A 22,373-nucleotide genomic window follows, 5' to 3' on the forward strand; every position below is an offset into this window, starting at 1 on the left:
AGCTCCAGTACCGTCCCGACGTCCTCGACGGCTGCCTCACCGGCACCGGCCTCCGACGCCAGCCACCATGACGACATCACGCATTCAAGGTCAGTAAGTCCGTTTCTGGTAGAGAGCCCCGTCCGGCCCGCATCGCCGCTTCGTCGATGCGGGCCGCAGTGCCGATCAGGTTGGTCTGAGCAGCACCTGGCAGCGCGGGAGCCTGCGCTCGTCCTCAGGCCGCCACCAGTTCCGCCGTAAGGAACCCTTCCACAGCCTTCCGGGTGCGGCGGTCGAACTCGGCATACTGCGCCTCGCGCTCGGCTCCCGCAACTGCGTCGCCGACCAGCAGATTGCCCTCGGCATCGATGCGCTGCGGGCGCTCCTCGGCGTCGGGGAGCAGGGCGACGGAGGAGTAGGAGAATCCGCAGTAATAGGCGATGCCCTCGCTCAGGTTGGTCTCCAGCACGGCCTGCATTCCCTCTGTGATGGGGTCGTCGGAGGTGGCGCCGGCCAGGCCCAGCCACAGTATGCGCTTGCCCGCCAGGCGGGGCTTGCTGCGGCCGTAGGCGAATCCGTAGTTCCACACGCGATCGATCCAGCCCTTGAGGAGGGCGGGCACGCTTTGCCAGTACACGGGGAACACAGCGACGACGACATCGGCGTCGAGAACACGCTGCATATGGGCCTGGACTTCGTCCGAGTACGGCTTCTCCCGGTTGCCCCAGTCCGGCTGGTCCGCCACGTTCATCCGCGGGTCGAACCCTTCGGCGTGCAAGTCGAGCAGGTCGACGCTGTATCCGGCGGTCTCGAGTCGCGCGGCGGTACGGCGGGCGGTGTGCGCGGTGAGGGAATCGGCCCGATGGTGTGCGATGACCACAAGGGCGGTCCTGGCAGCGCTGCTGCGGTGCGACACGGTTTCTCCTGGCTGGTCTCGGTCAGTTCGACCAGTCCAGTACACCCGTGATCAATTAGATGATCCATGGGAGAAACGCTCCGCTGCATAGGAGTTCGTCTACGATGGCATCCGTGGATCCTTTGAGTACGCTGCTCAGTGGCATCCGGGCCGAGGGCTCGGTCGTCAGCCACGCCGTGCTGGAAGCGCCCTGGACCATCCGCTTCGCCGACGGCGCCCCGCTCACGATGGTCAGCGTGTTGCGGGGCGGTGGCACCCTGCTGCTGCCCGACGGCGCCGAACAAGCGGTCGGCGTCGGCGACACGGCCATCGTGCGCAGCCCCGACACATTTCACCTCGTGGACCAGCCGGCCACCCTCGACCGCCCCCACATCGAGTACGAAATCGCGTGCTTCGCAGCGGATGCCGAATGCACTGCCCAAGACCTCGGCGGCATCCGCTGGGGCAACGAACCGGACGGGGCAACCGCACTGATCGTGGGCGCCTACCGCGCCTCGGGCCATCGCCATGAACGACTGCTCCGCGCGTTGCCGCCCGTACTCGTGATCAACGAGGGCACAGAGGTCTGCGCCTGGCTGGAGACGGCCGCCGCCGACGCCGCCCTGCGCTCTGCCGGCTCCCAGGCTCTGATGGACCGACTGCTGGACTGGGCCCTGGTGTGTACGCTGCGTACCTGGTTCGACCGGGCGGGCTCGGAAGCCCCAGAGTGGTACCGCGGCTTGGCCGACCCAGTCCTCGCCCCCGCCCTCGAAGCCTTCCACGCCCGGCCCTCCAAGGGATGGACGGTAGAGGCGCTCGCCACCAAATCCGGTGTCTCCCGAGCGCTGTTCGCCAAACGCTTCACCGAGGTGATGGGTCGCCCGCCGCTGACCTACCTCACCGAATGCCGTATGGACGAGGCCGAGGCACTCCTGTCCGACACCGACTCCTCCATCGCTCTGATCGCCAAGTCTGTCGGCTACGCCGATGCCTTCGGCTTCAGCGCCGCCTTCAAACGCCATCGGGGCGTGAGCCCCAGCGCCTTCCGCGCCGCAACAGCCCCTGAAAGGGCGTTGCGTCCCTTCCCACTCGGTTCATGATCGCTCGGTCTTGGTACTGCTGTTGTTCGGCCCAACTGATCGGCATATTCAGCTGAGATGCGAGGCATGGAGCGAAGCCCCTACCCAAGCGACTTATCTGACGAGCAGTGGGCGTTCATCGAACCAATGATCACGGCCTGGAAGCAGGACCGGGTGAGGCGGTCGGCGACCGGAGACCCCGGGGACCTGCGATCTCCGGGAGGTTCGTGAACGCGATCTTCTACCAGAACGCGGCACAGGAGTACTAGGCGAGCCGGATCACGTTCCATGACAGCGGTTCGAGGACGGCGCTGAGAGTGCCGTCGCTCAGGGTGGTCCCGGAGACCTGGTGCGGGGTCACGCGTTGTGGACCGGTGAGGGTGTTGCGTGCGTCGGGGTCGGCGTCCGCGAGGGCGCTGTGCTCGACGACCGACGTCAACGCGAGGCCGTTCAGGGTGACTTGCAGTGGCAGGGATTGCGTGCGGCTGCGGTTGACGGCGAAGACGGTGACCGAGCCGTCCTCGGCGCGCACGGCGGTGGCGTGCAGCAGGTCGGCCTCGCCGTACTTCTCCGTCTCGTACGTCGGCGAGTCCACCCGCACGTCGAGGACCTGGCCGCGGCCGTACTTCGATGCCTGCGCGAAGGGGAAGAACGTCGTCTGCCGCCAGGCCGGGCCGCCCGGCTCGGTCATGATCGGGGCGATCACGTTGACGAGCTGGGCGAGACAGGCGACGGCCACCCGGTCCGCGTGGCGCAGCAGCGCGATCAGCAGCGAACCGACGACGACGGCGTCCAGGACGCTGTAGCTGTTCTCCAGCAGACGGGGTGCCTGCGCCCAGTCCCGCGAGTCGGAGTCCTCTGCCCCGTTCAACTCCAAGCCGTAGCAGACGTTCCACTCGTCGAAGGACAGATTGATCTTCTTCTTCGACTTCAGCCTCGCACCCACGTGGTCGCAGGTCGCGACGACGTTCTCGATGAAGGACTCCATGTCGACGGCGGAGGCCAGGAAGGAGTCGATGTCGCCGTCCCGGGGCTCGTAGTAGGCGTGCAGGGAGATGTAGTCCACCAGGTCGTACGTCTCCTGCAGCACCGTCGCCTCCCACTCGGCGAAGGTGGTCAGCCACTGGGCGGAGGAGCCGCAGGCGACCAGTTCCACGGACGGGTCGATCTGGCGCATGGCGCGCGCCGTCTCGGCGGCGATGCGACCGTATTCCGCGGCGGTCTTGTGGCCGGTCTGCCAGTGGCCGTCCATCTCGTTGCCCAGGCACCACAGCCGGATACCGAAGGGATCCTTGTCGCCGTGCGCTCTGCGCAGGTCCGACAGGGCCGTGCCCTGCGGATGGTTGGCGTACTCCTGGAGTTCCAGGGCCTCGGCGACGCCGCGCGTGCCGAGGTTGATCGCCATCATGGGCTCGGCCTGGGGGCCGATCTTCTTCAGGAAGGCGATGTACTCGGACAGGCCGAAGCGGTTGGTCTCGGTCGACCGCCAGGCGAGGTCGAGGCGGCGCGGGCGGTCCTCGACCGGGCCGACCGAGTCCTCCCACTTGTAGCCGGAGACGAAGTTGCCGCCGGGATAGCGGATCGTGGTGACGCCGAGCTCGCGGATCAGCTCCAGTACGTCCGTGCGGATGCCCGCCTCATCGGCCGAGGGATGGTCCGGCTCGAAGATTCCGGTGTAGACGCAGCGGCCGAGGTGTTCGACGAAGGAACCGAAGAGGCGGGGGTCGACCTCGCCGACAGTGAAGGAGGGGTCGAGGGTGAACCGGGCCGGGCGGGTGGGAACAGCAGCGGCGGTGCGGGGGCTCATGGGGTCCTTTCCACAGGTCTGCTTGAGCGCGTGGGCCAACCGTTGCGCATCGGTGTGCCCGTCACGGACGTGGACCTGCCGACTCTGAATTTTGCAGGTCGAGTTCACGCAGCGCAGGGATGTCGTAGGAGGCGAACAGGCAGGGGTAGAGGCTTGCTTGACCACGTACGCGCCCTCGGCGTACCAGGCCTTCCGGTGGAGGAACGCGAGTTGGCTGGTACCTGAGGTGGGGCTGCCGGTGATGAAGCCGCGCGGCGGTACGCGCCGCGCCCGGTGCGGAAGCCGGCCCCCGGCCCACCGCTGCGGCAACGCCGGCGGCCGCCGTCACCGCCCGCGCCTACGCCCTCAACCACCAGAGCAAGCAGGCCCGCGCCGCGCTTGAGGCCGCCGACGCCCTCATGAACCGGCTCCCCGTATCCGAGCGGTCGGACACGTGGCTGACGTACGGCGAGCAGAAACACCACGTCCACCTCAGTCACGCCTACACCACGAGGGGACACCCGACGCGCCCGGGAGCGCCGGCAGCGCGCCTTGGAGCTGTCCGCGCCGACCGGCACCATGACGCGCACTCCGCTGCACATCGACGCCTGCGGCACCACCAAGCCCGGATGAGATCCTCGGTGCACGGCCGGCACGAGACCTCGAACCAGCCCAGGGAGAACGACGGCCGGCGAATGTGCGTCCTGCGGTCGTCTTCATCGGCGCACGCATCAGTACACCTGCGTTCCGGTGAGAGCGGACCCCGAACGGACGAAAACGGGTATGCGTTCCAGGGGCGCAGCGACGGTCAGCGTCCTGCCGCCCTCGTGTTCCGTCCCGGTCGCGGTGTCGATCCAACGGGCCCCGTGCGGCAGGTGGACGGCACGCTCGCGTGCGCCCGCCTCGACAACCGGTGCGACGAGCAGGTCGGGGCCGAGCATGTACTGGTCGTCGACGTCCCAGGCGGTCGCGTCGTCGGGGAAGTCGAAGAACAGCGGGCGCATGGGCGGGGCGCCGGTGCGGTGCGCGGTCTCGGCGAGTCCGTGAAGGTAGGGGCGCAGGCGTTCACGCAGGAGGAGATGGTGGCGCAGGATCGGATAGGCCTGCTCGCCGTAGGACCAGACCTCGTTGGGGCCGCCGCTCATCCGCGCGCTGAAGGGCTGGTTCGGCTCGCGGTCACCGTGCAGTCGCATGACGGGGCTGAAGGTGCCGTACTGGAACCAGCGGATGAGCAGTTCCCGGTAGGCCGGGTCGTCCGGGTTGCCGCCCAGGAAGCCGCCGATGTCGGTGTGCCACCAGGGGATGCCGCTCAGGGCGACGTTCAGGCCCGCGCGGACCTGGGCGGCCAGAGAGTCGAAGGTGGGGAGGATGTCCCCGGACCACAGCGCGATTCCGTGGCGCTGGCTGCCGGCCCAGGCCGAGCGGATCAGGCTCAGCGGCCGGTCGTCGCCGGTTGCGCGGAGTCCTTCGGCGACGGCGCGGGCGTGTTCGTCAGCGTATGCGTTGCCGACCTGTGGGCCCGGGCCGGCGTGGTAGACGGCTCGCGGCGCGAGGCTCGGCGGGAGATCGGGTTCGCAGGCGTCGAGCCAGAAGGCGGTGACGCCTGACCGCAGGTAGTTGGCGCGGAGTTGCTCCCACAGTAGTTGCCGGGCACGGGGGTGCGTCGCGTCGTAGTACGCCATCGGCAGGTAGCGCTGGTCCCCGCCGCGCGCCGGCCAGTGGTGGCGCAGCAGGCCGCCGTGGCTGTCCCGGACCAGGCCGCCGCAGGCGCGCAGGGCATCGTGGTGGGCGCTGTCGTCCTCCAAGGTGGGCCAGACGGACACCACGAGCCGTACGCCGAGGGAGTCCAGCTCCTTGGTCATGGCGGCGGGGTCGGGCCAGTCCTCCGGGTCGAACGACCAGTCACCCATGCGGGTCCAGTGGAAGAAGTCGCAGACGATGACCGACAGCGGCAGGCCGCGGCGGTGGTGCTCACGGGCGACGGCGAGGAGTTCGTCCTGGGTACGGTAGCGCAGCTTGGACTGCCAGAAGCCGCTCGCCCAGTCGGGCAGCAGGGGCGGGTGGCCGGTGGCGTCGGCATAGGCGGACATGATCTCGGCGGGGGTGTCGCCCGCGACGATCCAGTAGTCGATCTGGCGGGTCTGATCGGCGACCCAGCGGGTGGCGTCCGCGGCGAGTTCGACGCGGCCCGTGGCGGGGTTGTTCCACAGCAGTCCGTAGCCGCGGGAGGAGTGCAGGAAGGGGATCGTGACGACGGTGTTGCGCTGGACGAGGTCGATGACGCGGCCCTTGTGGTCCAGGCCGCCGTGCGGCTGCTGGCCCAGACCGTGGATGCGCTCGCCGTCGTAGCCCTCGAAGGACTGCTCGGCGGTGTAGGTGCCGTCGCCGCGCGGGGTGTGGACGCGGGGGCCTGGGTAGCCGTGGTGAGGCCGCTTCTCTGCCAGCAGCTCGCGGGCCTCGTGCGCCTCCCCGGTACGCAGGAAGCGCAGTCGCCCGTCCGCGTCGGCCTCCACGGTGATGCGTCCGTTGACGAGGCGGGCCGTACCGTCCTCGCGGACGTGCACGTCGGCCTCGCCCGCGTCCCACACCGGCAGGTCGAGCGCCCAGCTGCGTTCGTCGTCGATGGTGTCGGCCGCCGCGCGTACCCGGACCGCGTGCGGGCCCCAGGGCTCGACGCGCAGCACCTCCCCCTGGGTGCGGCGCTCGATCCCTGCCTCGACGTGCTGGTACATGGGCATACCGTTCCTTCCGATGCGGGTGGCGATGGCGAGGTGGTGGGGTCTGTGTGCGGCCGATGCCGCGGGAGAGGTCGGGGTTCACCGTCGAGTTCGACGGTGAGAACCGTGGCGTGCCAGTTGAGTGCGGACGCGGGCGCTGCGATGGTCCACGGACTGAACCACGGCTGGAGGGGCAGGACGTCAGTCCTCGAAGGGGAAGTCGGATACTCGTCGTCGCCCCGATACCAGGTCTGCGGCAGCCCGCCCGTGGGGTCGGCCTCGCCGAGCAGTACGGCGGCCGGCGACCAGCCTGTCTCCTGCCCGCCGTAGGACGTCCACACCACGGCGGGCAGGTGCTCGTCGGCCCAGTCGTGGGCGTAGGGGGTGTTGCGAAAGTCCCGTGCGGTGCCCGCGGTGTCCGGTGCGTGCCCTCGGCGTGCCGGACGAAGGCCCTCGTACTGGATGCACTTGGGCCTTTGGCGGGTGCGGCGAGGGTGCGTGCCGGGCGGCGTGGGTGCTGTGCGGGACTTTCGCAACACCCCCCAGGGGTAGCTCCAGGTTGGACGGCGCCTCGGCGTCGCTGACGGCGAACCAGTCATGTCCGGTCGGCGGGGACCAGCTGCGCAGTTCGGTCTCGATGAGTGGGCTGACGTGACAGGGGCGGCCGTTGACCAGGTGGTACGCGGCCATCGCGCCGGTCGCCGCGCCCGAGGCGACGACGGGCCGGAAGGCGGCCAGGTCGTACTCCCGCAGGACGCGCGGGCGCAGGCCGGAGGAGGTGACGCAGCGGTCGTCCTCGTTGTTGTAGGCGAGGAAGTGTTTGAGCACCGCGGCCGCGCGCAGGCAGGTGGGGTGGCCGCCGGCCAGGCCCGCGCAGTAGGCGGTGCCCAGCCGTGCCGTGTGTACCGGGTCCTCGGAGCAGCCCTCCGCGTTGCGGCACCCGCGCGGGTCGCGCAGCGGGTTCACCACGGGGCCCACGCCTGGAGGGTGTTGCTGCCGATGCCGTTCGCCGTCGGACGGTGGCAGTTCAAGGCGCGCAGCTCGACGGAGACGGCCTCGGCGACCTGGTGGACCAGGTCCTCGTCCCAGGTCGCGCCGAGTCCTACGGCCTGGGGGAAGACCCTCGCCTCGCCGAGCCGGGAAACGCCGTGCAGCGCCTCCGTGCCGGTGCGGAACGAGGCAATGGCGAGGCGCTCGACGGCCGGTGCGTACTGGTGCAGCAGCGCGATCCGCTCGTCGAGCGTGAGCCGCCCGAGCAGGTCGTCGACGTGCTTGTCGATCGGCAGTACCGGGTCGAGGAACGGAAGCCGGGCGGCGGGCAGGGACGAAGAACCCACGAGGAAAACCCCTAAGCAGGCTGGTTGCGAGCTGTCGAAGCGCTTCGACGCTCGCACTGCTGCGACAGGCTGTCAACGATCTGAGCCAATGAGATTTTCTTGACGCCTGCCCTCTTGTCTCGCAAGAGACGTGTCATTAACGTTCCCGGCCAGGTGAAGCGCTTCGACGATCGGGAGGGAAGGGCCGCCGCCTTGAGCAACGAGCTGAACCGCGGAAGCTTCGTCGGCACAGCAGGGTCGACTCCGGCCTCGGCTCCGGGCACGCACAGACGGCCCCGCTGCCCCTGCAAAGGGCGGTGGTCGTTCTGACGCTCGTACCGCTGCTGATCATCTGCCCGTGCGGGCAGAAGCACTTTCCCACCGGCGTGCTCTCGGGCGCGCTCAGGGGGTGAACCGGCCGCCCGTATGCGCCCCCGCCCTGTGACCGGGAGCGGCTCCACCCGCCCATTCCCCGCTGCTGGAGCGGAGCCGCTCCCTCACCACTGTCGGCAGGGCCGGAGCAGTCGCCCAGCAGTTGCCGAGTCCCTTCTTCCCGAGGACCAGTCATGACCATCCGCAGCCTGACCGACCGCCTGGGCGGCCTCGCCTACGGCGGTGACTACAACCCCGAGCAGTGGGACGAACCGGTGTGGAAGGAGGACGACGCGCTGATGCGCCGGGCCAGGGTCAACCTGGCCACCGTAGGTGTCTTCTCCTGGGCCCTGCTGGAACCGGACGAGGGCCGCTACGACTTCGCCTGGCTCGACGCCCACATCGACCGCCTCCACGCGAACGGCGTGGCCGTCGACCTCGCCACCCCGACTGCCTCCCCGCCGCCCTGGTTCACCCTGGCCCACCCCGACGCGCTGCCGGTCACCCCGGACGGCACCCGCCTCACCCACGGCAGCCGCGACACTTACTGCCTCACCGCGCCCGCCTACCGCACCGCGGCCCGCCGGATCGCCTCCGCCCTGGCCGAACGCTACGGAGAGCACCCCGCCCTCGCCCTGTGGCACGTGCACAACGAGTACGGCACGCTCTGCTACTGCGACCACACGGCCGCGGCCTTCAGGGTGTGGCTGCGCGCACGCCACGGCTCGTTGGACGCCCTCAACGAGGCCTGGGGAACGGCTTTCTGGAGCCAGCGCTATACCTCCTGGGAGCAGGTGCTGCCGCCGCGCGTAACGCAGTGGCACAAGAACCCCGGCCGGGCACTGGACTTCCACCGCTTCTGGTCGGACGAGATCGTTGCCGCCTACTGCGAGCAGCGCGACGCGATCCGTGCCCACAGCGACCGGCCGGTGACGACCAACCTGATGCTCCCCGCCTACCAGAACGTCGACCTGTGGGCCCTGGCCCGCGAACTCGACGTCGTCACGTCCGACCAGTACCCCGGCTCACCCGGTCTGGACGCCGCCGCCGACGCCGCCTTCCACGCCGACCGCACCCGCTCCCTGGCCGGCGGCCACCCCTGGCTGCTGATGGAACAGGGCACCAGTACCGTCTACGACCGCGACCGGGTCCTGGCCAAGGAGCCCGGGGACATCCTGCGCCACACCCTCGGCCACATCGCCCGCGGTTCGGAGGGCGCCCTCTTCTTCCAGTGGCGCCAGTCCCGCGCCGGCGCCGAGACGTGGCACTCGGCGATGGTCCCGCACGCGGGCCCCGACAGCCGCATCTTCCGTGAGGTCGCGCAGGTCGGCGAGGCGGTCGCCCGGCTCGGCGAGCTGGCGGGATCGACGGTCACCGCTTCGGTGGCGGTCCTGCACGAAGCGGACGCCTGGTGGGCGCTCGGCGTGGACGGCCTGCCCTCGGCGGACCTCGACTACCACGCGGCACTCGGCCGGGCGCACCGGGCACTGTGGGACGCCGGCGTCACCGTCGACTTCGCGCACCCCGAGCACGACTTGAGCCGCTTCCCGCTCGTCATCGCACCGGCCCTGTTCCTCCTGTCCGACGGGGCGGCCGAGAACCTGCGCCGTTACGTCGCCGACGGCGGAACCCTCCTCGTCCAGCACGCGAGCGGATACGTCGACGACCGCATGCACGCCCGCCTCGGCGGCTACCCCGCCGAGCCGCTGCGCGAGGCGCTGGGCATCCGCGTCGAGGAGTACCGGCCGCTGCGGCGGGACGAGCGGATCGCCCTGTCGGACGGATCGCACGGCACCGTCTGGAGCGAGTCGCTTCGCGCCGAAGGTGCGGACACGCTCGCCGCCTACGCCGAGGGCATGCTCGCCGGCAGCCCGGCGCTGACCCGTCACCGCTTCGGCACCGGACAGGGCTGGTACCTCTCGACCCGCCTGGACGACGCCGGCTACGCCGCCCTGGTCGCCCGGCTGCTCGACGAGGCGGGGGTGGGTCCCGAGGTGCCGGGCCTGCCCGCTCAGGTCGAGGCCGTCATCCGACGCGCCCCGGACGGCCGTCGCTGGCGCGTCCTGATCAGCCACCGACCCGAGCCCGTGCCCCTGCCCGAGCCCGCCCACGACCTGCTCACGGGCAGCACATTGTCCGAACTGCCGCCCGGCGGCTGCGCGGTGCTCCGTACCGCCTGACTGCCCCCCGCGTCCCTCCCTTACCGTCAGGGCCCGCCCCCGCGCGTCCTGCCCCCTACCAGAAAGACCATCATGACCGGCGCACCGCAGACTCTCCGCTGGGGCCACGCGGCCCTGGAGGTCGAGATCGACGTCGGCGAGGACTGCACCGCCCGCCTCACCCGCATCGGCCTCCCCGGCGGGACACCCCCCGAGCGGCGTAACTGGCCTCCGCTGCCCCTGCTGGAGGTGACGGCCACGGGGCACGGCCGCGCCTGGTCGAGCGGGCGTCTCATCGACTCGCAGCACAACGGCGGCGGCTGGCACTGGGAGTGCGGTGAACGCGACCAGCTCGCCTACCTGGCCCTGTTCGGCCCCACCGACACCCACCACGGATGGCGCCATCCCCTGGGGCCCGGCGGCGAGTTCCACACCGTACCCGTCGCCCTCGCCTTCAGCGCCGACGGCGGCCCGGACGACGCGTTCGCCGCGCTGACCCGTTACCGCCGCACGGCCCGCCGCCCGCACTCCGACCACCGGCGCCTCCCCGTCATCTTCAACGACTACATGAAACTGCCTGATGGGCGACCCCACAACGGAGAAACTGCTGCCGCTGATCGACGCGGCGGCCGAGGCGGGCGCGGAGTACTTCGTCATCGACGCCGGCTGGTACGACGACGAGAACGGCGGCTGGTTGGGACAGCGTCGGCGCCTGGGAGCCGGCCGCCTCCCGATTCCCCGGGGACCGCGGGATCCACGAGGTGCTGGACCGCATCCGGGTGCGCGGCATGGTGCCCGGCCTGTGGTTGGAGCCGGAGGTGATCGGCGTACGCAGCCCCATGGCGAAGGCCCTGCCGGACGAGGCCTTCTTCCGCCGCGACGGCGTTCGCGTCACCGAAACCGGCCGCCACCACCTGGACCTGCGTCATCCAGCCGCCCGCGCCCACCTCGACCAGGTCGTGGACCGTCTGGTCGGCGAGTGGGGCGTCGGCTACCTCAAGCTCGACCACAACATCGACCCCGGCTCCGGCACCAGCGCCCACCCCGGCGAGACCCCGGGCGCCGGTCTGCTCGGCCACAACCGGGCGCAGCTGGACTGGCTCGACGGCATCCTGGACCGCTACCCGCACCTGGTGGTGGAGAACTGCGCCTCCGGCGGCATGCGCTGGGACCACGCCCTTCTGTCGCGGCTGCAACTGCAACCAGCAGAACCTCCAGCTGTACGCACCGATCGCCGCCTCCGCGCCCACCGCCGTCACCCCCGAGCAGGGCGCCGTCTGGGCCTACCCGCTGCCGGAGGACTCCCTCGACGAGGTCGCCTTCACCATGGCGAGCGCACTCCTCGGCCGCATCCACCTGTCCGGCCTGCTCTCGGATCTGCGGCCCGAGGCCCGGGCCCTGGTTCACGAGGCCGTCACCGTGTACAAGGCCATCCGTGCCGACCTGCCTCAGGCCGTCCCCGCATGGCCGTTCGGCCTGCCGGCCCGGGACGACCCGTGGCTCGCCCTGGCCCTGCGCACCCCGGCCACCACCTACCTCACCGTGTGGCGCCGCCCCGGCGCAGAGTCCACCATGAGCCTTCTCCTGCCTCACCTCCGCGGCTCCGCCGCTCGCGTCGACGGCCTCTACCCCACCGCGAGCCAGGCCGTCGCCGCCTGGAACCCCGATGCCGCCGACCTCACGCTGACGCTGCCCACAGCTCCGTCCGCCGTGCTGCTCCGCCTCACCCACACGGTGCCGGACGCACCCTGAACCGCCGGTGTCACCTGACAACGACCCGCTGAAGGAAAGGGACTTGGCCCAATGTCAGAAATACAGCGGGCGGACGCCACCATGACCAACCCCGTGATCCCCGGCTTCCACCCGGACCCCAGCGTCTGCCGCGTGGGCGACGACTACTATCTCGTCTGCTCCAGCTTCGAGTACTTCCCCGGCATCCCCGTCTTCCACAGCCGGGACCTGGTGCACTGGACGCAGATCGGCAACGCCCTGGACCGGCCGGCCCAACTGCGCCTGCCGGCCTCCATGCCATCCTCCGGCGGGATCTACGCTCCCACCCTGCGCCACCACGACGGACGTTTCTGGCTGATCGTCACCAACGTGGCCAAGGGCGAGGGCAACATGCTGTTCACCGCCACCGACCCGGCCGGGCCCTGGTCCGACCCGGTCCGACTGCCAGAGGTGAAGGGCATCGACCCGGATCTCGCCTGGGACGAGGACGGCACCTGCTGGTGCACGGTCGCCGGAGGCGCGCAGGTCCGTATCGACCCGTACACCGGCGAGACGTTCGGATCTGCGCACCAGGTGTGGGCCGGTACCCCTGGCGCCCAGGCGCCGGAGGCGCCGCATCTGTACCACATCGGCGCGTACTGGTACCTGCTCATCGCCGAGGGCGGCACCGAGCGCGGCCACGCCGTCTCGATCGCCCGCGGGCGTACGCCCACCGGCCCGTTCGAGCCGTGCCCGGCCAATCCGGTCCTCACCCACCGCGGCACTCACCGCCCGATCCAGAACACCGGGCACGCCGACCTGGTCCAAGGACCCGACGGCTCCTGGTGGTTGGTGCTGCTGGGGGTCCGCCCGCGCGGTGGCACCCCCGGCTGGCACGTGCTGGGACGCGAGACGTTCCTCGCACCGGTGACGTGGGTGGGGGACTGGCCCGTCGTCGGCGAGGTGCCGTCCGTTCTGCCCGCGCCGGCATGGCCGCTCGTGCCCGGCCCGGCCGAGGAGGTCCGGGACGACTTCGACCTCAGCGAGCTGCGGCCGCAGTGGATCTCCGTGCGCGACCGTCCCGCCAAGCACTGCACCACCAAGGAACGGTCCGGCTGGCTGACCCTGCGGGCCGGCGGCGCCTCGCTGGACGAGCCGGACGTCGTCTTCGCCGGCCGCCGTCAGCAGCACCTGTCCTGCCGGGTACGCACCCGGATCGACCCCGCCGAAGGGCGCGGTGGCCTCGCCGTCCGCCTGGACGAGGAGCACCACTACGAGATCGAGGCGGCCGAGGGGCAAGTACGCGTCCTGAGCCGCGTCGGACCGTTCCGCACCGTCGTGGCATCCCGTCCCGTGCCCGCCGGGCCCGTGGTTCTGCGCCTCGACGTCTCCGACGCCCCTCCGAACGGCCCCCGCACCGGTCCCGACGTCCTCACGTTCGGCGTCGAGGAGCCGGACGGCACCTTCATCCCACTCGGCGCACTCGACGGCCGCTACCTGTCGACCGAGGTGGCAGGCGGCTTCACCGGACGGGTCATCGGCCTGTACGCCGCGGCCGGCACAGTCCACTTCGACTGGTTCGACTACGAGCCGCTCGGCCTCTGAACCGGCGCGGCGAGCCGAGACACCACGTCGGCTTCCGAAGACGCCCCGCCCCCCTTGCTGCCTGCCGCTCCATCCCCAAACGGGCGGAACCCGCTCGGCCAACAGAGAGAGGTCAGAGATGAAGGGAACGCACCACCCCACCGACCGACGCAGAGGCGGCCCACGCCGGGTGCTCGGTCTGCTGCTGGCGCTGGTCGCCGCGATCGGGCTGACCAGCACCACCGCGTTCGCCGAACCGTCCCACAAGGACGCGTCCGCGGCGACGAAGAACATCGCGCTCAGCCCGATGGGCACGGTGGCCGCGATGCAGCCCAGCTGGAACCTCGGCAACACCCTGGACGCCATCCCCGACGAGACGTCCTGGGGCAACCCGCTGGTCACCAAGTCCCTGTTCGACACCATCAAGGCCCAGGGCTTCCGCAGTGTCCGTATCCCCGTGACGTGGACCGACCACCAGTCCTCCACCGCCCCCTACACGATCGACGCGACGTGGATGAACCGCGTCAAGCAGGTCGTCGACTGGGCTCTGGCCAATGACCTCTACGTCGTGATCAACATCCACCACGACTCGTGGCAGTGGATCGCGAAGATGCACACCGACCACGACAACGTCCTGGCCCGTTTCAAGGCCTCCTGGACCCAGATCGCCGCCACGTTCAAGGACTACCCGCAGAGCCTGCTCTTCGAGAGCAACAACGAGCCGCAGTTCGACAACACCACCGACGCCCAGGGCATCCAGTACAACGACGAACTGAACACCGCGTTCCACACGGTGGTGCGCCAGTCCGGCGGCAACAACGCGACCCGGCTGCTCGTCCTGCCGACCCTGCACACGAATTCCGGCCAGGTCTTCCTGGACGCGCTGGTCAGCAACATGAAGTCGCTGAACGACCCCAACCTCGTGGCCACCACGCACTACTACAGCTGGTACCCGTTCAGCGTGAACGTCGCCGGCGGCACGCACTTCGACGCCACCGCGCAGAAGGACCTGACCGACAACTTCGCCCGGCTCCGCGACACCCTCGTCTCCAAGGGAATCCCCGTCTACCTGGGCGAGTACGGCCTGTTGAGTTACCCCGACCACTTCCAACGCGCGCCGCGTGTCGAACGTGGCGAGGCACTGAAGTACTTCGAGATGTTCGGATACGAGGCCCGCATCTCCGGGGTGACCACGGCCCTGTGGGACGCCTACAACTTCCTGAACCGCTCCACGATGGAGTGGCGAGAGCCCGAGCTGGTCAACCAGATCAAGTCGGGCTGGACCACCCGCTCCGGCACCGCCTCCTCGGACCGTGTCTTCCTGGCGAAGTCGAGTGCGATCACCGCAAGAACGCTCACCCTGAACCCGAACGGCACCACCTTCCGGGGCGTGTGGCAGGGCAGCACAAAGCTCGTCCGGGGCAAGGACTACACCGTCTCCGGCAACCAGCTCACGCTCACCGCCGCCGCGCTGACCCGGCTCGCCGGGGACCGCGCCTACGGGATCAACGCGACGATCGAGGCCCGTTTCTCCCGGGGTCTGCCCTGGAAGATCCACGTGACCACGTATGACAGGCCCGTGCTCTCCGACGCGACCGGCGACGCCGGCGGTCTCACCATCCCCACCCAATACCGCGGTGACCAGCTGGCCACCATGGAGGCCACGTACGCCGACGGCACCAACGCCGGCCCGACCGACTGGACTCCCTACCAGGAATTCAACGAGGCCTTCTCTCCCGACTACCCGGGCAACGGTCTTCTCCTCACCTCCAAGTTCGTCAACTCACTGCGTGACAACACCCAGGCGACGCTCGTCTTCCACTTCTGGAGCGGAGCCACCGTGACGTACAAGGTGACGAAGAGCTCAGGCTCGGTGACCGGAACCGTCGCCTGACCCTTCCCCGCCCCGGGTGTCCCCTGGCGCCCGGGGCTCTCTTCCTGCCCGGTCACGGCCCAGTTCACCATCCCCGTCCAGTTGGCCTCACCCTGCACTGGCTGGGCGTGGCCGCCCCCGAGACCCCGGCCCGGGGGCCCCGCCCAAGCGGCCCTGGACCTGGCGCTGGGCTGCCTCGCCGTCGCCCAGGGCAGCTGGCCCGCCGTCGTCCTCCTCGGCGCGGACGCCCGTATCACCCTGGACCCCGGCGTTTACGCCACACCGTCTAGAGGTTGTCCCGCAAGCCTCCTGCGCGGCGTCAGGCTTCGGTGCGGTCCTGTGCGGCGGCCGATTCACGCAGCTGTGTGCCGGAAGCCTCACGCCACTCGTTCGCGACGTCGCGGGTTTCATCCAGGGCTGGATCGCGACGACCCCCAGGTGCATAGGCCGGGGATCGATCTGCACGTAGCGGCACGTGGGCGCAGTACCACGCCCGCTTGGCGCCTGCTCGCTCCGCTTCCGTGGCTCGACGAGCACGGCGGTGGCCAGTCGGTTCACGGAGTGATTAATCCACGGTTCAGTCAGTGCGATCTTGTCGCGGACCCGGCTGGGTACGGGTACGGCCATCGCGTGATCATCGGGGGTTGTGTGGACTCCTGAAGATCGTGCGGTGACCGCAGGCCAAAGCGTAGACACTGTCCGCTGGTGGGCGATGTTCGAGCAGGTCATGGCCCGGCATCGTCGCCCAGGAAGCCCAGTTGCAAGCTTCCGACGATAACGGATGCGATCGCCACCGCGAAGAAGCCGACCGGCATCGGGGAGGCGATGGGGTGGAGGTTGATGCGGGTCATCGCCCGCAGGTCCGGTTCGAAATGCCTGCCTATCGGCTCGGCCCGCTGCCCAGACGATTCGGGACTGCTCCTCATGGTGAACTCTCCTGTAAGTCGCGTTTGTGGTTGCAAGGGAGGGGGGGTGACCCTTGCGACAGTCGGCATGTGTCGCTCGGGGCATCGCCAGTGCCTGCCCCACCGAGGGCACTCCGTTCCGGTAGGTAGTTGAGCCCGCTCCGTGTGAAGTGGCGATTGCTGATCGTCCGTGCACGGCACCTGCACTACACGCGCACCTCGCGAGATGTGCTTCGCTCAGCAGCCCCGCACCTGGTGCGGGGCGCGGGCGCGGGAGGCCGGTGTCCGGTTCCCGCCCCAGAGCCCGCGCCAGGCCGACCACGATGCACGCCGCGTAACGGCACGACGTGGCGATGCTCGCACCGAGCCACGGCCGTGAGCACTGGCGGTTGAGGCCCGTTCAGGCACCGACAAGGGGTGTGTCGACCAAATGCTCGGCCAGGAACCATGCCTGGAGTTCGCCGGTCCGGATCACCTGTGAGACCAGAAGGTCGCTGGTGCCGTCATCGCCCAACTCCGCGATACGGGCCGCCGCGTCGTGGGCCTGGGTCAGGATGGTCTCGTGTGCCTCCAGCAACCGCGACAGCATGGCCGGCACCTCCTCCACACCGTCCGGAGGACGCGGGATCGAGGTGATCGCGGCGACGTGCCGGGGATCCCCCACCGCGACACCGCCCAGGGTCTGGACCCGTTCGGCGAGGGCGTCGATGAGTTCGAGCTGTTCTCCCGCGTGCTTGTCCAGTACCAGATGCAGCTGGTAGAAGGTCGCCCCGCGCATCAGCCAGTGATGCTTCTTGTAAAGGCCGTAGAGGATCGGAGTGTCGGCCAGGACTTTATTGAGCCGCTGGCAGGAGTACACACGGGTTTCGTAGGACAGGCCGAGGGGGAACAGCTTGACGGTCGCGAACTCCTGGATGATCTGGCCCTTCTGATGCAGCCGCGGCTGGCTGCTCACGTGCTGCGAGCTGATGGTAGCGATCTGCGCGTACGTCCGGAGCGTGAACCCTGGGTCCGAGTGACCGAGCCACCGGGCCAGGGAGGCGACCGACTCGCCGACCTCCAGCTGCTCGGCGGCATAGAAGTGGCGGCTGGCCTTGCGATTAGGCCCGGTCACGAGGAGTGGTACGTCCTCGGCCGGCGGTGCTTGGCCTCCACCGGCGTCTCGGCCGGGCGCGGGTCGTCCCACGCCATGGTGACCGGCACAGGAGCGAAGAGCTCCATGTGCTGCCGCACAGCCTTGGCCACATCGAGGGCACAGGCACGTCACGGACATTGCGGCCATTGGGCCATGCGAAGCACAGCTTCGTCCGCACCATCTTGAACTGACGCCGGACGTGGACGACTTCTTCGTCCAAGTCAAAGTCCTCCACAGCCAGGCCGAACGCCTCTCCCTGCCGAAAGCCGAGACCCGCGCCCGACGAACCCGCTGCGCGATGCGCTCAAGGGGGACGGGACACCGCTCCGGGTGGGCCACCAATGGGTTGCGCTGTAGTCCTTGAGGGATGGCTCCGTCGCGTGGATCGGCGAACTCGCCTCGGCGCGCGTCGGTCCCGGTAGCGGGTGCGCGTGCCGTACAGCGTGGTGCGTTCGCACTTGCCGGTCTTCGGTCGCCGACACGCGGCTGGTCGTCACCACCGGCCGACTTGTGCGAGGCAACCGCAACAACTGCAAGGCGTAAGCATGTCCGGCGCCAAGGATGCCGTCGGCGACCAAGACGAACTCCCGGCCCGGGAGGGGGAACACAACGCCTCCATCGCAAGGTTCGCGCCTGCGTGGAGCACACCTTCGCCCGGATGAAGGTCTCAAAGATACTCCGCAACTGCCGCCTGAAAGACGACGGTTACTTCGGCCGGGTCGTGACGTTGTCTGATCACCAGGAAGTGACCACGTTCGCCCCCCGATGAGAGCTCTCCATGAACACGCCTCTCGAACTCGCCCATGCCTACGAGACCGACAACAACCCGCTCTTCGCCGTGCTGCACGGTCTTGGCTGGGGAAGCCTCCTCAACCTCGGCTACTTCACTCCGCTGACACTGCTCCGCCTCACCGGCGGCCTGTCGTCCTTCCAGGAGGACCTCGTCAGCCGTTCCCTCGCCCTGCTGCGGATCCAGCCGGGCGAACAGGTTCTCGACGTCGCCTGCGGCACCGGCCACACCACCCGCCGTATCGCCGAGCAAGGCGCCTTCGCCACCGGCATCGACCTCTATCCGCCCCACGTGGCGCAGGCCGTCCAGCGGCACGGTGACCGTCCCCGTATCCGTTTCCTCCAAGCCGACGCCACCGACCTGCGCTCGGCTCCCGCCTCTTTCGGCAACGCCGCGTTCGACAAGGTGCACTGTCTGGAGGCCGCGTTCCACTTCGGCCCCGATGGCCGCCGCGCATTCCTGGAGGAGACCTACCGTCTCCTCAAGCCCGGCGGCCGGCTCGTCCTCGTCGACTTCGCCTGGGCCACCGGTGACCCCGCCGAGATCAACGCGGCGGACCCCGGCCGTGTCGTTCGCGACACGTGGGCGTTCGAGGAGTTCGAACCGCTCGTCCGCTATATCCGTCATGCGATCGACGTCGGATACCGTCCATGCCGTGTCCATGACTGGACCCGCCCCGTCACCCGACGCTTCATGGCCCTCGGCGCTCTCGGCGCCAGGCTGGCCCTCACGCCCGCCGGGCGCCTGCTCCTGAGCCGACTGCTGCCCCCTCTGAAGGATCTGACCCATGCTCAGTGGCTCTCCTTCTCCGGCATCGTTCTGGCCCACGTCCCCGTTCAGCGCGCCAGCCGTTACGTCGCGCTCGTTCTGGACAAGCCGATCCATGGGACATGACAGGCGCACGCGTCACAGGGCGGCCGGTCGGTGGTCGACGAGCCTGGCGATTACCCGAAAGGAGGACTAACCCGGGACGACGGTGCGCCGTTGAACGGGCCAGGCACCGAAACCCGGGAGGAACACCTTGGAGCTGACCGGCGCACGTGACGACGTTGCCCCCGGGCATCGGGGGGTCGCTGGGCGGGGGCGGACGAGTTGGCGGCGGTTCGCTCTGGCGGCGGCCGGCTCGTTCGCGCTGGCCGTCGGCACGATCGCGACCACGACGGCGGCGGCCGTCCCCGTCTCGTTCGCCATGGCGGACAGCCCCTTCTCAGTCACCGCCCAGCGACTTCAGGCGCAGGGCGCGGTGCAGTTCGCCACGTTCCGCCAGGACGCTTCGGGCAGGCAGCGCCCCGTCGCGGCCGTCGGCCTGCGCGAGGCCACACTGTACGGCTTGTGTCAGTCGGCGGTGGCCCGTACACCGCTCGGCACCGCGACGCTGCTGATCCGTGCCGATGAGCACAAGCCGGTACGGGCCTCGTCGATGGCCCTTGATCTTGCCTTGCTGCAAGGGGACATGGCGTTCGGGCAGGTGGAGATGGGCCGGGACGCCGCGACGCTCACAGGTGGCGGTGTCACCGGGCCGTCGGGGACGTACGGCCAGCAGGCGGCCACGTTGACGATCAAGCGCATGCGCCTGGAAGCCTGGTCCGTCACAGCCGGGATGTTCTCGCTGGACGGCGCCACCATGCAGGTCCGTGCCGGGGAGCACCCATGCCGGTGAGGCGGGGCCGCCGTCCTGTCGCGGCGTCGGTGTGCACCGCCGCTTCCGGCGCGGAACTCGGCTACTTACCGCTGGCCGACCCGGGGATGCTGCCCGTGCTGGGCACCAGTGGGGCGACCGCGGTGATGCTTGCGTTCACGCTGGCCGGCTGCGCGGTCCACATGTGGACCCGCCCCACGCGGGCGGCATACAGCGGTGGCGCCGCTGTCGCACTCGGGCTTCTGTCCTACCCCCTGGCCAACCTCGGCGGTTTCCTCCTCGGTATGGTCCTCGCCCTGCTGGGAGGCTCGCTGGCACTGGCCTGGCAGCCACCGCTCGCCCACGCGCCGGCCCACGGGGGTGCGCTGGAAGGGCGGGCACCGCGCACCGCCGACGACGCCAGGAACGACAGATGAGGCGCAGGGTCAGGCTCCAACGGTCGTTGCTCGTCGCACCGTTCGCCCTGATCCTCTGCCTGGCTTCAGCGGGGGCACATGTCACCCCCGCTGCGCGGCCGGGCGGCCGGGTGGCAGGTGCGGTGGCTGTTGGCGCCGATGGGGCCGATGGGGCCGACCAGCCTGATCGGAGCTGCAACCCGAGCGGGTTGCCCTCCGCCGCTCCCGACCGAGGGCAACGCGACCGGGCGGCCCGTGCCATGGCGGCATGCCTGTCCGTGACCGTCGAGCACAGGGGTGTCGCCGGTGACGGGGTCATCCTGCGGGCGGCCACGCTCACTGTCACCGGTCTGTACTGCCCACCCGCCACGGACACCTGCCGGGCGTCCTCGATCGACCTGCGCAGACCTCGTATCCGATACCCAGGTGGCGAAGGTGCATCATGCGTGACCGCCGAGCGGATCACACTGGCGGGCAGCGTCCGGTTCCGCGCCTCCGGCGTGCGCGGAAGGGTCTTCGGGGTGCTGCCTCTGACCCTGTCCAGCCGCACCGTGCCGCCTGTGCCCGTGCCGTATCTGGTGCTCGACGGCGTCGTGGCGCACGGCCTGTGGACGCGGGCCGGCCACGGTGAGGCCACGGCGACGAGCGTCGGCCCCGACAGCGTCTGCGAGAGCGCTGCGCGGCATCACCCTGACGTGGCTTCGACCGGTTCGGCCGCCCGCGCAAGGTAGTTCACGTCGATCGACTTCGGGTCGGGGAGGTCGCCGACCGCGGCCAGCAACCACGTCCGGTCGTAGGTGCGGCGTTGAGCGCTGTAGCCGAGGATGCGGGCCCATGGCGCGATGAGCTCTTCGGCGGGAGTCGGGTCGGGGAGTTCCGGCACCGCTGTCAGCGTCAGGCCGGGAAAATGCCGCTCACAGGCGTCCAGCAGCGTGGCGACCGGGGTGTTCGTCGGGTGGGTGACGTGGAGCGTCCGTACCGGTGCCTCATGAGGGGCTTCTACGGCCCGGAGCATGGCCTGGGCGGCGTAGTCGGCCTGGAGCAGGTTCAGGGCGCCTTCGGGGTTGACGACGACACGCAGACGCAGCGTGTCGCCGCCGCGTCGGGGTCGCCTGAGGATCCCGGCAAGTCCCTTGCTGCGCGCTGCCCATGAGCGCAGCCCGTCGCGCGCGAGCCGAGTCGCGGTGTCCAGCGGCTGGCCGGGCAGCCCCGGGGGCACGGGCCGGTCGGTGACGAGGAGGCTGGGCCGCATGATGGTCGCCGTCCGTCCCCTGCTCCGTGTCCAGGCGTGCACCATGGTCTCGGCGGTGTACTTGCTCTGCTCGTACGGGGTCTGGAAGCCGCTGTCCTCCCGGAGGTCGTCCTCGAGTACATGGCCGGTGAGCCGCCGGCCCGCCACATAGGCGGTGCTGACGTGCACGACTCCGGCTTCCGGCGCTTCGTCGGCGAGGTCGAGGACATGGCGGGTGCCGAGCACGTTGGAGCGGTGCAGGGGCACCGGGTCGCCGTCCAGGGTGAGCAGTGCCGCACTGTGCCAGAGCTGGGTGAGGCCGTCGGTCACCCGTGCCCGGTCGTCCGCCGGCAGTCCCAGGCCGGGTTGGGTGATGTCACCGCTGACGAACCGCAGACGTCGCAGGGCCCCCGTCGGCAGCGGCGGGCCGCCCAGCCAGGTGACGGCGGCTTCGGTGCGAGTGCGGAGGTCGTCCTCGCCTCCGCGTCCGAGGACGGTCACCAGTTCGTCGGAGGGACGAGCCAGCAGTTCGCGCAGGAGGCGGCAGCCGAGGAATCCGGTGGCGCCTGTGAGCAGGATCGACAAGTTGTCTCCACAGCAGGAGTCGCGAGCAGGGCCGATGCGTGACGCTACGGACGTGACGGGCTGTACGGCCCTCGCACGAGCGATTTCGTCACCCGAAAGAGTTGCTGGTCAGGGCAGGTTTCCTCGACCCCGACCGGTTCGGGTGACAGTGCCCCGACCACGTCGGCAGTCCGTCACCGAACCCCTACGGTGCGTGGTGATCATCGAATTGCCAACCCTCTCA

At 69.9% G+C, this 22,373-nt stretch carries 15 protein-coding genes and 5 pseudogenes; 11 read left to right on the forward strand and 9 right to left on the reverse strand.

Features of this window, described 5'->3' with window-relative positions; all coding sequences use genetic code 11:
- Nucleotides 1–214: 214 nt before the first annotated feature.
- Nucleotides 215–895 (reverse strand): NAD(P)H oxidoreductase, encoded by a 681-nt coding sequence (locus KUM44_RS33035; RefSeq protein ID WP_217213440.1) that lies wholly within the window; start codon nt 893–895, stop codon nt 215–217.
- A gap of 104 nt (nt 896–999) precedes the next feature.
- Between KUM44_RS33035 and KUM44_RS33040 the strand changes: the two genes are divergently transcribed.
- Entirely contained in the window at nt 1,000–1,974 is a 975-nt protein-coding gene (locus KUM44_RS33040; RefSeq protein WP_217213441.1) for an AraC family transcriptional regulator, read from the forward strand.
- Between the two features lie 66 nt (nt 1,975–2,040).
- A pseudogene (locus KUM44_RS47345) lies at nt 2,041–2,204 on the forward strand (transposase); the annotation flags it as partial.
- A gap of 14 nt (nt 2,205–2,218) precedes the next feature.
- Here KUM44_RS47345 and KUM44_RS33045 read toward each other — a convergent pair.
- The 4 genes and pseudogenes from KUM44_RS33045 to KUM44_RS33060 all read right to left on the reverse strand — a co-directional run.
- A complete protein-coding gene (locus KUM44_RS33045) occupies nt 2,219–3,760 on the reverse strand; it encodes an alpha-N-arabinofuranosidase (protein WP_217213442.1) in 1,542 nt (513 codons plus the stop codon).
- Nucleotides 3,761–4,470: 710 nt separating this feature from the next.
- A complete protein-coding gene (locus tag KUM44_RS33050) occupies nt 4,471–6,471 on the reverse strand; it encodes a TIM-barrel domain-containing protein (RefSeq protein WP_308402781.1) in 2,001 nt (666 codons plus the stop codon).
- Nucleotides 6,472–6,734: 263 nt separating this feature from the next.
- Nucleotides 6,735–7,055 (reverse strand): annotated as a pseudogene (locus KUM44_RS46065) (hypothetical protein); the annotation flags it as partial.
- Nucleotides 7,012–7,793, reverse strand: a pseudogene (locus KUM44_RS33060) (glycoside hydrolase family 3 N-terminal domain-containing protein); the annotation flags it as partial. The pseudogenes KUM44_RS33060 and KUM44_RS46065, both read right to left, overlap by 44 nt.
- 545 nt (nt 7,794–8,338) lie before the next feature.
- On the opposite strand from KUM44_RS33060, the gene KUM44_RS33065 reads away from it, so the two are divergent.
- The 4 genes and pseudogenes from KUM44_RS33065 to KUM44_RS33080 all read left to right on the forward strand — a co-directional run bounded on the left by KUM44_RS33065 (nt 8,339) and on the right by KUM44_RS33080 (nt 15,491).
- Nucleotides 8,339–10,324: a beta-galactosidase gene (locus KUM44_RS33065; RefSeq protein ID WP_217213444.1), complete on the forward strand. Its 1,986-nt coding sequence runs from the start codon at nt 8,339–8,341 to the stop codon at nt 10,322–10,324.
- A 72-nt stretch (nt 10,325–10,396) separates the two neighbouring features.
- Nucleotides 10,397–12,055, forward strand: a pseudogene (locus KUM44_RS33070) (glycoside hydrolase family 36 protein).
- 51 nt (nt 12,056–12,106) lie between these two features.
- Entirely contained in the window at nt 12,107–13,618 is a 1,512-nt protein-coding gene (locus tag KUM44_RS33075) for a glycoside hydrolase family 43 protein (RefSeq protein WP_217213445.1), read from the forward strand.
- Nucleotides 13,619–13,736: 118 nt separating this feature from the next.
- Nucleotides 13,737–15,491 (forward strand): cellulase family glycosylhydrolase, encoded by a 1,755-nt coding sequence (locus KUM44_RS33080; protein WP_217213446.1) that lies wholly within the window; start codon nt 13,737–13,739, stop codon nt 15,489–15,491.
- A 704-nt stretch (nt 15,492–16,195) separates the two neighbouring features.
- Here KUM44_RS33080 and KUM44_RS33085 read toward each other — a convergent pair.
- The 3 genes from KUM44_RS33085 to KUM44_RS46980 form a co-directional block, all read right to left on the reverse strand.
- Nucleotides 16,196–16,396 carry a hypothetical protein gene (locus KUM44_RS33085; protein ID WP_254390479.1) on the reverse strand — a complete coding sequence of 67 codons (201 nt, stop codon included), beginning with the start codon at nt 16,394–16,396 and terminating at the stop codon, nt 16,196–16,198.
- 379 nt (nt 16,397–16,775) lie between these two features.
- Nucleotides 16,776–17,354 (reverse strand): Dps family protein, encoded by a 579-nt coding sequence (locus tag KUM44_RS33090; RefSeq protein WP_217213648.1) that lies wholly within the window; start codon nt 17,352–17,354, stop codon nt 16,776–16,778.
- A 131-nt stretch (nt 17,355–17,485) separates the two neighbouring features.
- Nucleotides 17,486–17,620 (reverse strand): hypothetical protein, encoded by a 135-nt coding sequence (locus tag KUM44_RS46980; RefSeq protein ID WP_302186088.1) that lies wholly within the window; start codon nt 17,618–17,620, stop codon nt 17,486–17,488.
- Nucleotides 17,621–17,984: 364 nt separating this feature from the next.
- Between KUM44_RS46980 and KUM44_RS46070 the strand changes: the two are divergent.
- The 5 genes and pseudogenes from KUM44_RS46070 to KUM44_RS33115 all read left to right on the forward strand — a co-directional run.
- Nucleotides 17,985–18,279 (forward strand): annotated as a pseudogene (locus KUM44_RS46070) (hypothetical protein); the annotation flags it as partial.
- A 9-nt stretch (nt 18,280–18,288) separates the two neighbouring features.
- A complete protein-coding gene (locus KUM44_RS33100) occupies nt 18,289–19,194 on the forward strand; it encodes a class I SAM-dependent methyltransferase (RefSeq protein ID WP_217213447.1) in 906 nt (301 codons plus the stop codon).
- Between the two features lie 127 nt (nt 19,195–19,321).
- Entirely contained in the window at nt 19,322–19,960 is a 639-nt protein-coding gene (locus tag KUM44_RS33105; RefSeq protein ID WP_217213448.1) for a DUF6230 family protein, read from the forward strand.
- The gene (locus KUM44_RS33110; protein WP_217213449.1) at nt 19,951–20,355 is read left to right on the forward strand and encodes a DUF6114 domain-containing protein; all 405 of its coding nucleotides are present in this window, start codon (nt 19,951–19,953) and stop codon (nt 20,353–20,355) included. The genes KUM44_RS33105 and KUM44_RS33110 overlap by 10 nt, the downstream gene beginning before the upstream one ends.
- A 425-nt stretch (nt 20,356–20,780) precedes the next feature.
- Nucleotides 20,781–21,065: a hypothetical protein gene (locus KUM44_RS33115; RefSeq protein ID WP_217213450.1), complete on the forward strand. Its 285-nt coding sequence runs from the start codon at nt 20,781–20,783 to the stop codon at nt 21,063–21,065.
- Here KUM44_RS33115 and KUM44_RS33120 read toward each other — a convergent pair.
- Complete coding sequence (locus KUM44_RS33120) at nt 21,020–22,150, reverse strand: SDR family oxidoreductase (protein WP_217213451.1); 1,131 nt, start codon at nt 22,148–22,150, stop codon at nt 21,020–21,022. The genes KUM44_RS33115 and KUM44_RS33120 overlap by 46 nt on opposite strands.
- Nucleotides 22,151–22,373 lie beyond the last annotated feature (223 nt).

It is taken from the genome of Streptomyces sp. AC550_RSS872 (genome assembly GCF_019049285.1).
Taxonomy (GTDB): Bacteria; Actinomycetota; Actinomycetes; order Streptomycetales; family Streptomycetaceae; genus Streptomyces.

Coding starts and splice junctions, on each gene's coding strand:
- KUM44_RS33050 (WP_308402781.1), bottom strand. CDS start 6,471: ATGTACCAGCACGTCGAGGCAGGGATCGAGCGCCGCACCCAGGGGGAG.
- KUM44_RS33075 (WP_217213445.1), top strand. CDS start 12,107: ATGTCAGAAATACAGCGGGCGGACGCCACCATGACCAACCCCGTGATC.
- KUM44_RS33045 (WP_217213442.1), bottom strand. CDS start 3,760: ATGAGCCCCCGCACCGCCGCTGCTGTTCCCACCCGCCCGGCCCGGTTC.
- KUM44_RS33110 (WP_217213449.1), top strand. CDS start 19,951: ATGCCGGTGAGGCGGGGCCGCCGTCCTGTCGCGGCGTCGGTGTGCACC.
- KUM44_RS33040 (WP_217213441.1), top strand. CDS start 1,000: ATGGCATCCGTGGATCCTTTGAGTACGCTGCTCAGTGGCATCCGGGCC.
- KUM44_RS33065 (WP_217213444.1), top strand. CDS start 8,339: ATGACCATCCGCAGCCTGACCGACCGCCTGGGCGGCCTCGCCTACGGC.
- KUM44_RS33080 (WP_217213446.1), top strand. CDS start 13,737: ATGAAGGGAACGCACCACCCCACCGACCGACGCAGAGGCGGCCCACGC.
- KUM44_RS33085 (WP_254390479.1), bottom strand. CDS start 16,396: ATGAGGAGCAGTCCCGAATCGTCTGGGCAGCGGGCCGAGCCGATAGGC.
- KUM44_RS33100 (WP_217213447.1), top strand. CDS start 18,289: ATGAACACGCCTCTCGAACTCGCCCATGCCTACGAGACCGACAACAAC.